At 38.6% G+C, this 14,538-nt stretch carries 11 protein-coding genes; all 11 read right to left on the reverse strand.

Features of this window, described 5'->3' with window-relative positions:
• Positions 1-210 precede the first annotated feature (210 nt).
• Positions 211-2,067: a DNA mismatch repair endonuclease MutL gene (gene mutL, locus AR328_RS01965; protein ID WP_066288751.1), complete on the reverse strand. Its 1,857-nt coding sequence runs from the start codon at positions 2,065-2,067 to the stop codon at positions 211-213.
• A 49-nt stretch (positions 2,068-2,116) separates the two neighbouring features.
• Positions 2,117-4,717, reverse strand: coding sequence for a DNA mismatch repair protein MutS (mutS, locus tag AR328_RS01970; RefSeq protein ID WP_066288758.1), 2,601 nt, complete (start codon positions 4,715-4,717; stop codon positions 2,117-2,119).
• A 177-nt stretch (positions 4,718-4,894) separates the two neighbouring features.
• Positions 4,895-5,494: a LysE family translocator gene (locus tag AR328_RS01975; protein ID WP_066290141.1), complete on the reverse strand. Its 600-nt coding sequence runs from the start codon at positions 5,492-5,494 to the stop codon at positions 4,895-4,897.
• Between the two features lie 138 nt (positions 5,495-5,632).
• Positions 5,633-6,178 carry an outer spore coat protein CotE gene (locus tag AR328_RS01980; protein WP_066288761.1) on the reverse strand — a complete coding sequence of 182 codons (546 nt, stop codon included), beginning with the start codon at positions 6,176-6,178 and terminating at the stop codon, positions 5,633-5,635.
• A gap of 215 nt (positions 6,179-6,393) precedes the next feature.
• On the reverse strand, positions 6,394-6,822 hold the full coding sequence (locus AR328_RS01985; protein WP_066288765.1) for a RicAFT regulatory complex protein RicA family protein: 429 nt from the start codon (positions 6,820-6,822) through the stop codon (positions 6,394-6,396).
• A 1-nt stretch (position 6,823) separates the two neighbouring features.
• The gene (gene miaB / locus AR328_RS01990) at positions 6,824-8,374 is read right to left on the reverse strand and encodes a tRNA (N6-isopentenyl adenosine(37)-C2)-methylthiotransferase MiaB (RefSeq protein WP_066288768.1); all 1,551 of its coding nucleotides are present in this window, start codon (positions 8,372-8,374) and stop codon (positions 6,824-6,826) included.
• Positions 8,375-8,563: 189 nt separating this feature from the next.
• Positions 8,564-9,430, reverse strand: coding sequence for a 2-oxoacid:ferredoxin oxidoreductase subunit beta (locus AR328_RS01995; protein WP_066288771.1), 867 nt, complete (start codon positions 9,428-9,430; stop codon positions 8,564-8,566).
• Entirely contained in the window at positions 9,431-11,164 is a 1,734-nt protein-coding gene (locus AR328_RS02000; RefSeq protein ID WP_066288774.1) for a 2-oxoacid:acceptor oxidoreductase subunit alpha, read from the reverse strand.
• Positions 11,165-11,473: 309 nt separating this feature from the next.
• Positions 11,474-11,734 carry a stage V sporulation protein SpoVS gene (gene spoVS, locus AR328_RS02005; protein ID WP_009791522.1) on the reverse strand — a complete coding sequence of 87 codons (261 nt, stop codon included), beginning with the start codon at positions 11,732-11,734 and terminating at the stop codon, positions 11,474-11,476.
• A 237-nt stretch (positions 11,735-11,971) separates the two neighbouring features.
• Positions 11,972-12,769 (reverse strand): TIGR00282 family metallophosphoesterase, encoded by a 798-nt coding sequence (locus AR328_RS02010; protein WP_066288777.1) that lies wholly within the window; start codon positions 12,767-12,769, stop codon positions 11,972-11,974.
• Positions 12,770-12,901: 132 nt separating this feature from the next.
• Complete coding sequence (gene rny / locus AR328_RS02015; protein ID WP_066288780.1) at positions 12,902-14,467, reverse strand: ribonuclease Y; 1,566 nt, start codon at positions 14,465-14,467, stop codon at positions 12,902-12,904.
• Positions 14,468-14,538: the final 71 nt, after the last annotated feature.

Here is a 14,538-nt window from a genome sequence, read left to right on the forward strand (position 1 = left end):
TTATTAATTTTCAAGAGTGAATAAGATTATAGTTCACTCTTTTTCACATATTTCGAAAGATTTTTACTAAAAGAATTACTAATTGTTTTTCCAATCTAATTGCTGCATTACATTTCTTGTTGTAAAACTAAATATTGTCAAAATGTAGTCAAACTATGAAAAAAACCATTGAAGAATCTTATTTTATCAAGATTTCTTCAATGGTTTACATTACATAACTCTTTTAAACATCTTCTCCATCTCGTACGTCGAGTACTGAATAATTATCGGACGCCCATGTGGACAGGTGAAGGGGTCAGATGTCTGTCTTAATTCATCAAGCAAGGCTTGAATTTCATCATTCCTTAAATGATGGTTAGCTTTGATAGAAGCCTTGCAGCTCATCATGATCGCAGCTTCTTCCCTTAGCTTCTTAATATTAACCCTCTTCATTGATAGGAGCTGCTCAATCATATCCTCAATAATCTCCTTCTCTTCCCCTTTAGGAAGCCATTGAGGATGAGAGCGGATAATAAAGCTATTATGGCCAAACGGCTCGAGGAAAACGCCAACTCTTTCCAATTCACCTTTATATTCATTAATTTTTATATACTCATCTGTTGAGTAATCAAAGGTTAACGGAATGAGCATATCTTGCAGCTCACTCGCTACTTGTCCAACCTTTTCTTTAAAAAACTCATATTTAATGCGCTCTTGTGCAGCATGCTGATCGATGATATATAATCCCTTCTCATTTTGAGCGAAAATATACGTTCCGTGCATTTGTCCAATAGGGTATAACGGTGGAATTCGCGTTCGCTCTTGCTGATCTATTCTTACCATATTTGAGTTCTCTATTGTTTCAGCACTTTCTTCATATGTGCTTAAATCCTGTTCAACATAAGTTGAGATCATTTCCGGCATTGGCTCCACATCATCTGTTGTCAGCTCAGTTGTCAATCTTTCTTCCTTAACAATATAAGCTGGCTGAACAAACCTTTCCTCATTAATTACCTTTCTCTCAGGAATATGATCTAATTGCAAAAAGGTTTGTTCCTGTTTTGGTTTAATTGACTTTGGCTCGGTAAATCCTGCCGGAATCAGCTCTTCTTTCTTAAAAGCGGCTTTTATTGATTGAATGACAAGTTCATATAATTCCAGCTCCTTACTTAAACGGACTTCCATTTTTGAAGGATGGACATTGACATCAACAAGTAAAGGATCCATATGAATATTAATTAATGCAATAGGATATCGACCAATAGGAAGAAGGGTATGGTAGCCTTCCTGAATTGCCTTTGCTAAAGCATAGTTCTTTATGAATCTGCCATTGATCATCGTTGAAATATAGTTTCTGGACGCTCTTGTAACTTCAGGATAGGCAGCATAACCGCTAATTTGGAAATCCAGAGAGCTTGCTTGTATAGGTATCATTTTTTTCACGATATTCATTCCGTAAATAGCAGCTAGAACCTGGCGAACATCTCCATTCCCATTCGTATGAAGCAGCTTTCGGTCATTATGAATAAGCCGGATTGATACTTCTGGATGTGCAAGAGCCAATCGATTAACCACATCCGTTATATTACCAAGCTCAGTATGAATGGTTTTCATATATTTTAAACGTGCAGGTGTGTTAAAGAATAAATCAGAAACAATTAAATCTGTCCCTTTTCTAGCAGGCGCTTTTTCTACCGCTCCAATTTTACCGCCTTCAACCACAACTTTTGCACCGATATCTCCAGTGGAGGTTTTCATTTCAACCTTTGAAACGGAAGCAATACTTGGCAATGCTTCCCCCCGGAAACCTAGCGTACGAATGCGAAATAAGTCATTTTCATCCTTTATTTTGCTTGTCGCGTGGCGCTGGAAAGCAGTTAGGACATCCTCTTCAGCAATTCCGTCCCCGTTATCTATGATCCGAATTTTGGCCAATCCAGCTTCTTCAGTTTCAATTTCAATAATTGTACTCCCTGCATCAATCGAATTTTCCACTAGTTCCTTTACAACGGATGCTGGTCGCTCCACAACCTCGCCTGCTGCTATTTTATTTGAAAGTGCATCATCAAGTTGAATTATTTTCCCCATGCCTTTTCACCTCCAATTTTGAATGTCTTCCGTGAATTTCCAGGGACATTTATCCTTTTAGTTTTTTATGGAGTTCATAAAGGATGTTTAATGCTTGCATTGGTGTCATATCCAAAATATCAAGTGTTTTTACTTGTTCCAATGCTTGCTTTTCCTTAGAATTGACAGGTTTTTCTTTTACTAGTATTGGTTCGTCAAAGAATGAAAGCTGGGAATCGGACTCTGCTGGCGGTTGTGTTTCTTTTTTTGCCGGTACAGAAGCATGTACTGGTACCTTTTGCTCGAAGCCTGTTAAAATCTCGTTTGCTCGATGAATTAGTTCTTCAGGCAATTCAGCAAGTTGAGCAACATGAATACCATAGCTTTTATCCGCTGCTCCTTCTTTAATCTTATGAAGGAAGACAACTTTCCCGTTTTGTTCAACGGCACTGACATGCACATTTTTTAATTTTTCAAGACTCTCTTCCAAAACCGTTAATTCATGGTAATGCGTAGAAAATAATGTTTTCGCTCCAATTCGATCGTGGATATACTCAATCATCGCTTGAGCTAACGCCATTCCATCATATGTGGATGTACCGCGCCCGATTTCATCAAAGAGAATAAGACTGTTTTGCGTTGCATGAACAATAGCATTTTTCGCTTCAAGCATTTCAACCATAAAGGTACTTTGGCCTGAAATTAAATCATCTGCTGCACCAATTCTTGTAAAAACTTGATCAAAAATTGGCAAAACCGCCTCCGAGGCTGGAACATAACAGCCAATTTGCGCAAGGATTGCTGTAAGGGCAATTTGTCTCATAAATGTACTTTTCCCCGACATATTAGGACCTGTGATTAAGAACATCTCACTTTCAGCGTCCATATAACAATCATTTGGTACATACTCCTGGGCATTCATTACCTTTTCAACGACTGGATGCCTTCCATCCTTGATCATTAATCTGCTTTCCTTCGAAAACAATGGCTTCACATAATGTCTCTCTTCACTTACAGTTGCAAAGCATTGAAGAACATCAAGCTCACTTATTAATTTAGCTAACACCTGCAGCCTAGGGATAAATCCCTTAATATGCTCACGAAGACTTAAGAAAAGCTCATATTCAAGCTCAACACTTTTTTCCTCTGCCTGCAGGATCAGTGCTTCTTTTTCTTTAAGCTCTGGTGTAATAAATCTTTCTGCATTTGTTAACGTCTGCTTCCTCTCATATTGGCCTTCTTGGAGATGATGAAGATTGGCACGAGTCACCTCGATATAATAGCCAAAAACGCGGTTATAGCCGACTTTAAGAGATTTAATACCCGTCTTCTCCCGCTCCTGTTTCTCAAGCTGGGCAATCCATGTCTTTCCATTTCGAGTGGCATCACGGAACTTATCTAGTTCTTCATTATAGCCATCCTTTATCATATTCCCGTCTTTAACAGAAATCGGTGGATTTTCTGCAATGGCTCTTTCAAGCAAATCAACAATTTCTTCACATGGATCAAGACGATTAGAGAAATTCTGAGCCTCTGTACTTGAAAGTTTCATTAAGAGATTCTTTATTCCAGGAATTTGCAGTAAAGATCTTCTGAGCTGGATTAAATCCCGGGCATTCACATTACCGAAGGCGACCCTTCCTGCAAGCCGTTCCAGGTCATAGACCTCCTTCAAGTTCTCTCTAAGTTCTTCCCTTTCAAAATACAGCGTTTTAAATGTTTCAACTAGATTCTGCCGACGTATAATTTCCTCTTCATTCACAAGAGGACGATCGATCCATTGTTTTAATAATCGGCCCCCCATGGCTGTCTGTGTTTCATCTAAAAGCCAAAGCAATGACCCCTTTTTTCCTTTGGAACGTATCGTTTCAGTTAACTCAAGATTCCGCTTTGAGAAATAATCGATTTTCATATAATGATGTGTTTGATAGATTGTAACTTTCTGCAGATGATCTAAGCTTCTCTTTTGTGTTCGATAAAGATAGTTAATCAGTCTGGAAATGGTTTGCTGAAACTTGTCCTGATTAATATCTTCAAGCAAATGTTCGTAGTGATTCTTTTGTAAATGATCATTCTCTATGGAAAAGGTCATTTCAGTCCGTTCTTTCATTTTCTGCTGCCATTCCTCATTAAAGCTGGAGGAAACGACAACTTCCTTCGCACCTAAAAGCGAAATTTCATTTAACACTTCATCAAAACCTGAAGTCAGCAGGGTAACCTTCGTTTCTCCAGTAGAAAGATCACTAAAGGCAAATCCAAAAGAACCATCATCAAAATGTGTAATAGAAGCTATATAATTATTTTCCTTGTCATGAAGACCTTTCCCCTCCATCATCGTCCCAGGGGTAATCAGCTGCACGACCTCTCTCTTCACAACACCTTTAGCTTGTTTCGGATCTTCCGTTTGCTCACAAATTGCTACTTTATATCCCTTTTCTATTAATTGTTCAACATAGCCGGGAGCAGAATGGTAGGGGACGCCACACATCGGAATACGATCCTCCGAGCCCCCTTCTCTGCTAGTTAACGTGATCTCAAGTTCCTGTGAAGCTTTAATAGCATCTTCAAAAAACATCTCGTAAAAATCACCAAGACGAAAAAATAAAAAGGCATCCTGATAATCTGCCTTTACACTTAAATATTGCTGTATCATAGGCGTATAACCTGCCATAGTATCCTCCAATGTAACAAAAATATCTTTATGAATATATTTATTTCAGCAGCTTCTGCTGAAAATGATATTCTCATTATAACATAATCCTCTAAAATGAATGTTCTGACAAAATTAAAATGCAGCAATCCTTTAAAAAGATTGCTGCATTTTACTAGACTGATTAATACTGACAAATTAGTTTTTTTCCAAAGCCAGTTTTAAGCCAAAAAGAATAAGAATGCCTCCTGTTAACCCTTCTACCGCCTTCATTGTAGAAGGTTTTTTCATAAATGCACTAATATAATTAATTAAGTAAATGTAGAAAATAAACCATATGAGAGTTAAGACTGTATAGGTTAAGCCCAACGCTAAAAATTCAAGAAAAGCATTATCTCCTTTACCGGCAAATTGAGGCAAAAAGGTCAAAAAGAATACGGCTACCTTTGGATTAAGTAGATTTGTCAGGAAGCCTTGACGGTAGTAAGATGTATTTTTATATTTATCTTCTTGATTAGTATTTTGGCTTGTCTGAGGATGTTTTTTCAAAATAAATAGGATTGATTTACAGCCAAGATAGATTAAATAAATGGCACCAACATATTTTAATATTGAAAATAGGAAGGCTGACTTAACAATAAGAGCAGACAAACCAAATACAGCTGCTAGTGTATGAATGAGTAGAGCAGTAAGAGTCCCAAAGGTAGTTTTCATTCCTGCAGCGGTTCGTTTTGAAATCGTATTTTTCGTAATAATGGCTGTATCAGGACCTGGCAAAATAATTAACATAATACACATAAAGATAAAAAGCCAATAATTTTCCACTTGATTAACCTCCCATTAAATTTTTATTCATTATATAACAAGTTTGAATATTTAAACATATATTCTTTTAATAAAAAAGAAAAACTAGGAGCAAAACCTCCTAGTTAACTTTTATTCCTCTTCATCTCCAACTAAGAAATCTGGATTTAAATCTTCAAACTCTTCGTCATCAACATCCGTTCCCCATTCCTCGTCTTCACAATCGCATTTTCCAGGATGGATGGCTACACAAACCTTTGTTTCACCGATCACTTCAACGAGAAATTCTCTTTCAACATGGACAATGATTCTATTTCCATTTGGTGAAATGACTGCTTCAGTGCAGTTCGGCTGCTGTAATACTCGTGCTACTACTTCTAGATCATCTAAACTGTCCGGATCACGGTATTTAAGTTTTATGACATCCTTATATTCGACACGTTCAGTTACTACTTCTGTTCTTGTATTATTGTCAAAGGAATACCAAACGTTAATGTCATATGTGCCGCAAACTTCGACTGTTTTCCCGACCTTTTTCGCATCGTACTTATGGTTTATGATCCAGCATCCAAGAATGCTTGATGGATGATGTTTAGGGCTAATCGTATGATTGGACTGTGTAAATTTACGTCCTTTCGCTACGACCGCCTTGGTTATAATCTCTCTGTATTCTCCCATTGCGAGCGAACCTCCTCATTCATTTTCACTTCATCCTATGCGGGATATTAGACTAGTGTGCGATATTTATTGATGAATGTTTGAGTAAAAGTATTGGCATATTTCATAGTATGCTTTTTCTTTAGGAGTGTGCCCACAATAGGCTTACTCAAGATTTTACACAAAAAAACTCCTTTCGGAAATAAGTCCAAAAGGAGTTCTGAATAACTATTTTATTAATGGTGTGAGCAGTCGCTATTTTTTATTTGTGCACCTGTTTCTCCGCTTAGAAGGTCTCCGCCAGTTGTCAAAATGATCTCGTCTGTGACAGTATTAGAAATGACGGACGCAACTATTTGAAGGAGTTCATTCACTTCAATTTGTGATTGCTTGAACTCTTGCACGACAGGAATTTCATCCAATTCGTTCTGAAGGGATTCAATTTTGTCCTCAGTCTTTTTTAGTGCTTCCATTTTGCCGAAATGCTGCAAATTAACTGCTTGCTTTTGCAAACCTTTAATATTAGAAATAGTTGCTTTTACCTTTTCATTTCCATGAATTTGGGCTTCAGCACGTTTAAAAAAGTCAACCTCTTCTGTTTCTGCAATCATTTGTGCAAGCTCTTTTGCTCTTGCTACAATGTCATCCTTTGTGTATTTACCCATCTTACTCCACCTCTACCGCATCTAGTTCTTCAACCATTTCTCCGTTTAGTGACCAAGTTTTAGCATCTGTAATTTTCACCTTTACAATTTTCCCGATTGCTGATTTTGGACCAATAAAGTTAACCAGCTTATTTTTTCTCGTATAGCCTGCTAACACATCTGGATTGTTTTTACTTTCGCCCTCTACTAAAACTTCAACTGTTTTGTCTTGATATTTCTTCATTGCCTCAGCAGAAAGCTCATTAACTAGCGCATTTAAACGCTGTAAACGCTCCTTCTTGACTTCCATCGGAACATTATCCTGCATTTTTGCTGCAGGTGTGCCTTCACGAGGGGAATAGATAAAGGTATAGGCTGACTCATATCCTACCTCACGATATAAGGAAAGCGTTTCTTGGAACTGCTCTTCTGTTTCATTCGGATAACCGACAATGATATCAGTAGTAAATGTTGCATTAGGAATAGCAGCTTTAATTTTTCGAACAAGCTCTAAATACTGCTCTCTCGAGTATTTCCGAGCCATGATTTTAAGCACTTCTGTTGAACCTGATTGAACAGGCAAGTGAATATGCTCTAAGAGATTTCCGCCTTTTGCCAAGACTTCAATGAGATGGTCATCAAAATCTCGTGGATGGCTCGTCGTAAAACGGACACGCGGGATATCAATCTTACGAATTTCATCCATAAGATCTCCAAGACCATATTTAATATCTTCAAAGTCTTTCCCGTAAGCATTAACATTTTGTCCAAGCAGGGTAATTTCTTGATAGCCTTGAGCTGCTAATTGTCTAACTTCTTGAATGATGTCCTCTGGACGGCGGCTTCGCTCTTTCCCCCGAGTAAAAGGTACAATACAATAAGTACAGAACTTATCACAGCCATACATAATATTAACCCAAGCTTTAATATTGCCTCGACGTACTTTTGGAAGATTTTCGATAACATCTCCCTCTTTAGACCATACTTCAATGACCATTTCTTTTGACATATATGCTTCCTTCAGGATGTTAGGAAGACGGTGAATATTATGTGTACCAAAAATCATATCAACTTGATTATAGGTTTTAAGAATTTTGTTTACGACAGACTCCTCTTGTGACATACAGCCGCAAACACCAATAAGCAAGTCAGGTTTTTCCTTTTTCAAATGCTTTAAGTGGCCAAGTTCACCGAACACTTTATTTTCAGCGTTTTCGCGAATCGCACAAGTATTTAAAAGAATGACATTGGCATCTTCCACAGTATCAGTTGGTTCATAGCCAAGCCCCATAAAGATTCCTGCCATGACTTCTGTATCATGCTCATTCATTTGGCAGCCATATGTGCGGATATAAAACTTTCGGCCCTGTCCCATTCCATGAAATTCTTCCGGAATATCAAAATCTTTATGATATTTTACTTCTTCTTTTCCACGCTTTTTGGCATCCTTCAAGGATGGCGGTGTAAACACGGTCTCAAAGTACTTACTGTAATCCTTTTCGGATTTTTTGTCCGTTGGATTATCAGCTACTTTGATTTGTTGTGTAAGCTCTTTACGTTGTTCTTCATTCATTTAAAATCTCCTTTCTTCCATCAATTAGAAAGAATAAAATTATTATATTGTAAACATACAATTATTAATTATAAACTCATTAGCGCAAAACAACAATAATGTTCATCATTTCTTCAATTTTTGACACAATAACTTAAACGTAAACAAAAAGAAACCCAAGGAGCTGGGTTTCTTTTCAGCCAAAACGGCTTAAACAAATTCTTCAATTAATTTATCAAAGTGAGCCTGATCTAATTTAAGGTCAGCTTGAGTTAATGGCTCCTCAGAATAGCCTTTTAATAACTCTTGGTATGATTTGCGCTCTTTGTTTTGATAGATAAGGCCTGTTACTAGACCATTATGCTTCATTAATGTTTGCATTGCCATTTCACGGTTAGAAGAATCATAGCCTTCAACATCGCTAAGCTTTGTTAAGTTCTCTTTAAACCAGTCATACGTGTTCACTTTATTATAAGTTACACATGGGCTGAATACGTTAATTAATGAGAAGCCATCATGGTTAATTCCAGCTTCAATTAATGCTGTTAAGTCTTTAAGGTCAGTCGAGAAGCTTTGGGCAACAAATGTTGCGCCAGCAGTTAAAGCCATTTCCATTGGAGCAATAGCTTGTTCAATTGATCCTTCAGGCGTTGATTTTGTTTTGAAGCCTGTTGCTGAACGCGGAGACGTTTGCCCTTTAGTTAAACCATAGATTTGGTTATCCATAACAATATACGTAATATTAACATTACGGCGAATGGCGTGGATCGTATGCCCCATTCCAATAGCAAAACCATCACCGTCTCCGCCGGAAGCGATAACTGTTAAATCACGGTTTGCCATTTTTACACCTTGAGCAATCGGCAGGGAACGTCCATGAATTCCATGGAAGCCATATGAATTAATATATCCGGAAATACGTCCAGAACATCCGATTCCTGAAATTACCGCTAAATTCTCAGGTTCTAAACCGACATTAGCAGCCGCACGTTGGATAGCCGCTTGTACAGAGAAATCTCCGCAGCCTGGGCACCAGTTTGGTTTTACATTATTTCGAAAATCTTTAAATGTTGCCATTTAGAACAACTCCTTGCAATTTGTGTGAATTTCATGTGGCAAGAATGGATTTCCGTCGTACTTTAACATCTTGTGAATCTTATCAGCATGTCCGACGTTCATCTTAATAATGTTTGCCAATTGCCCAGTAGCGTTGTTTTCAACAACAGCGATCTTTTTAGCTGATTTTACGAGCGGCAATACTTCATCAGTTGGGAACGGATGAATTAAACGAATTTGTGCATGGTTCACTTTTAAACCATCTTTTTCAAGGCGTCCCATTGCTTCTTCAATCACCCCACGAGTTGAGTTAAAGCCAATAATTAGTAAATCAGCTTCTTCATGTGGTGCATTTTTGTGTACAGGTGTATTGAATTTAATGTTTTCGATTTTGCGGAAACGTTTATCCATTTGCGCTTTACGATTTAACGCAGATTCAGATGGCTTTCCTGTTTCATCATGCTCAACACCTGTAACATGGTGAATCCCATTCTTCATTCCAGGAATAACACGTGGTGAAACCCCATCTTCAGTTACTTCGTATCGCTTAAAGTAGCCGCCTTCTGCTTCAGGTAAATCTCCAGTTTGAAGTTTTCCGCGGCGTACTTCAACTTTATCTAATTCTAGCGGTTCTACTGTTTGTTTCCCTAAGGACAGCTGAAGATCAGAAAGAACAATAACAGGGCATTGATATTCTTCAGCAAGGTTAAATGCTTCTGCTGTATCATAGAACGCTTCCTGTACAGTACTTGGAGCCATTACGATTTTTGGAATTTCCCCATGTGTACCATAAAGCATCGCCATTAAGTCAGACTGTTCTTGTTTCGTTGGAAGGCCAGTAGATGGACCTCCACGCTGTGTATCAACAATGACAAGTGGAGTTTCAGTCATACCAGATAAACCAATCGCTTCCATTTTCAATGCAAGACCTGGTCCAGCTGACGCAGTTAGAGAACGAACTCCGCCATAGTTTGCTCCGATTGCCATTGTAACCGCAGCGATTTCATCTTCAGTTTGAATAACAGCTCCGCCAAGCGGTGGAAGCTTCTTAATTAAATATTCCATAATTTCAGACGCTGGAGTAATTGGGTAAGCAGCCATGAAACGGCAGCCGCCAGCAAGAGCGCCTAGTGCAATGGCATCGTTACCAATCATAAATAAACGCTTTTTGCCATCAGCCTTCTCTAGCTCCATTAATTCTGTTGTTTCACTAAGGTTTTCTTTCATAAAGTCATAGCCAGCTTTAATGGCTTCCATATTTTTATCAACAACTTGTTGGCCTTTTCGCCCAAAAATCTCTTGAACTACTTCTTCAAATACGTTAATATCTAAGTTCAACACTGCGCAAGTTGCTCCAACTGCAACCATGTTTTTCATTAGGGATGTTCCTAATTCAGTTGCCAATTCAGTGAATGGAACAGCATACATAGCAGCATTTGTATCTTCAGGCTTATTAGGACTAAATTTGGCATCCGCAATAATGACACCTTTATCATGTAGTTCCTTGTAATTAAGATCAATTGTTTCTTGGTCAAAAGCTACCAAAATATCAAGATCATCAGAAATAGATCTTACTTGTGTAGTACTGACACGGATTTTGTTGTTCGTATGACCGCCTTTAATTCTTGATGAGAAATGACGGTAACCATACAAATAGTAGCCTAAACGATTTAATGCGATTGAGAATATTTCACCAGTACTCTCAATACCTTCCCCTTGTTGCCCTCCAACTTTCCATGAAAGTTGATTGATCATGACTTACACCCCTTTGGATACGTTAAGAAAATATATGAAAACGTTTTATACAATTAGAATAGTACTCTTATATGGTTCTAAAATCAGTTTTTTTTGACTAAATGAAAGGGTACTAAACGCTTTCAATTCTAGACCTAGTTCTTAAAAAAAGCAACCCTTTCAGACTAATTTTGGTGAAAATTTGAATATTTTATTTTTGAAATCAGTATAATAATTAAGTTGATGCCGTGTAAGCTTCACAGCCTATTTTCATCGCAAAAAAAGACCTGTTTGCATTTATGCAACAGGTCAGCTTTCATTAAAGATTCTTTATCTTGGCTCTACAATTAATTTAATAGCAGTCCGTTCTTCCCCATCAATCTTAATATCTGTGAATGCCGGGATACAAATCAAATCCACTCCGCTAGGCGCGACAAATCCTCTTGCGATAGCTACTGCTTTAACCGCTTGATTTAGTGCGCCCGCACCAATCGCTTGGATTTCTGCGCCGCCTCTTTCTCGCAAAACACCTGCAAGCGCACCAGCTACAGAATTAGGATTAGATTTTGCTGAAACTTTTAATATTTCCATTCCTAGCTCCTCCTTGTTTTCCCCTCCCGCATGTTCATGACCAAAGCTTCCTACATGCCTTCTTTTGGAAATGAACATATCAGGTATAGATCATTCCATTGCTACTATATTCATTTCTCAATTCACATATTCCGGCTTGGACAAAATTATGGAATTATTCCTTTATGGATGGACACCTCTAAGCAAAAAATAACTGCATCTCATTTACCATTTTCGGCAAATAGACACAGTTATTAGTTAAGAATAAAAAGGATGATCCTCATTAATTAATATCGGAGTCACTTTCTTTGCTGTCCCGGTTTGATTATCAATTTCAATCAGCACAGCACTAAGTTGTGAACGGCCTTCTTTCGGGACTTCAAATCTGACAGGCAAGCTGGTAATAAATCTTTTTAACACGGCTTCCCTTTCTACTCCTAATATCCCATCATATGGTCCTGTCATGCCAACATCTGACATATAAGCAGTTCCATTCGGCAGAATGCGATGATCTGCTGTTTGCACGTGAGTATGAGTTCCAACGACTGCTGAAACCCTCCCATCAAGATACCACCCCATCGCCTGCTTTTCACTTGTTGCTTCTGCATGAAAATCCACAAATATTATTGGTGTTCTTTTTCGTGCTTCAAGAACAAGTTCATCTGCTTTTCGAAACGGACAATCAATCGCAGGTAAAAATGTTCGCCCTTGCAAGCTGATAACCGCCACTTCCATTGCATTATATTTCACATAAACAATCCCATTCCCTGGGTTTCCTTCTGGGAAGTTTGCAGGACGAACTAAATATTTTGCCCTATCAATAAAATCAAATATTTCTTTATTATCCCAAGTATGGTTTCCGAGTGTGACAGCCTGTGCTCCTGCTTCCAAGAAGCCTCGGTAAATCTTTTCTGTAATGCCTTTGCCTCCTGCAGCATTTTCCCCATTAATAATCGTCATTTGTGGACGGTATTTTTCCTTAAGCTTTGGAACATATTCCTTTATCATGTCTCTCCCTAGTGAGCCAACAACATCCCCTACAAATAATATGTTCATATTTTTGTCCCTTCTTTGCTAAATTCTTCTTATTATGCCGGAATAGGCAGTTAATGTTTATAATCCCACCCGTTCTTACAGTTTATTTATGTATTTTGCTTGGAAAAAAATAAAGCGATGCTAAGCACCGCTTTATTTCGCATATTCCACGGCTCGTGTTTCACGAATAACCGTAACTTTTATATGTCCTGGATAATCAAGCTCTTCTTCAATCTTCTTTCGAATATCCCTCGCTAAACGATGGGCTTCAAGGTCATCAATTTGTTCAGGTTTGACTAAAATACGAATTTCTCGGCCAGCTTGAATGGCAAATGACTTTTCAACGCCATCATAAGATTCGGAAATCTCTTCAAGCTTTTCAAGACGTCGAATATAATTTTCTAACGTCTCTCTTCTTGCACCTGGTCTTGCTGCTGAAAGCGCATCAGCTGCAGCTACTAGTACGGCAATGATTGAAGTAGGCTCAGTGTCCCCATGGTGTGAAGCAATACTGTTAATTACAATTGGGTGCTCTTTATATTTCGTTGCAAGCTCAACCCCAATTTCAACATGGCTTCCTTCCACTTCATGATCAATGGCCTTTCCAATATCATGAAGCAAGCCTGCTCGTCTCGCAAGAACCTCATCCTGCCCTAATTCTGCTGCAAGTAATCCTGATAATTGAGCGACTTCCATCGAATGCTTTAATACATTCTGACCGTAGCTTGTCCTGAATTTCAAGCGCCCGAGAATTTTAATAAGATCCGGATGGAGTCCATGTACACCCACTTCAAAGGTCGTTTGCTCACCAATTTCACGGATATGCTCATCCACTTCCCGGCGTGCCTTATCGACCATTTCTTCAATGCGAGCAGGATGTATACGACCGTCCTGTACAAGCTTGTCTAAAGCTAATCGGGCAGTCTCACGGCGAATTGGATCAAATCCTGATAAAATGACAGCTTCTGGTGTATCATCGATAATAAGGTCAATTCCTGTAAGCGTTTCAAGAGTACGAATGTTTCGGCCTTCACGGCCAATTATCCGTCCCTTCATTTCATCATTAGGCAGGTTAACTACAGAAACTGTTGTTTCTGCAACATGATCCGCTGCGCATCGTTGGATTGCCAGTGACAAGATATCCTTCGCCTTCTTATCGGCTTCTTCTTTCGCTCTAATCTCGCTCTCTTTAATCATTATGGCGACATCATGAGCCACTTCTTGCTCTACGCGCTCTAAAATGATGGACTTAGCCGCTTCACGGGTTAAGCCTGAGATGCGTTCTAGTTCAGCCTGTTGTGTTCGTACCATCTCGTCCACTTTGCTTTCCATCTCTTCAATATGCTGTTGTCTTTTGTTAAGAGAATCGTCCCTCTTCTCTAAAAGTGTTTCACGTTTATCTAACGTTTCATCTTTACGATCAAGATTTTCTTCTTTTTGCAGTAAACGATTTTCTTGTTTTTGAAGCTCATTTCTTCGATCACGAATTTCACGCTCCGCTTCAGTACGAAGCTTGTGAATCTCATCCTTTGCTTCAAGCAAGGCTTCTTTCTTTAAAGCATCTGCTTCACGCTTAGAATCTTCCAAAATCTGCTCCGCAGAATCTTTGGCTCCTGCGATCTTTGCTTGAGCAATGGACTTACAAACAAAATAGCTAACAACTGCACCGACGAATAGGCCAAGCAAACTGGAGATGATGATTGCTGTTAATAGTTCCATCATTTCACCTCCTCTTGCTATGAACTTTTTTGTGTTACGTTTTTAAAGTGTCGGCATGTATATTGTCCCAT

The sequence above is a fragment of the Bacillus sp. FJAT-29937 genome, assembly GCF_001509555.1.
Lineage (GTDB): Bacteria > Bacillota > Bacilli > Bacillales > Cytobacillaceae > Cytobacillus.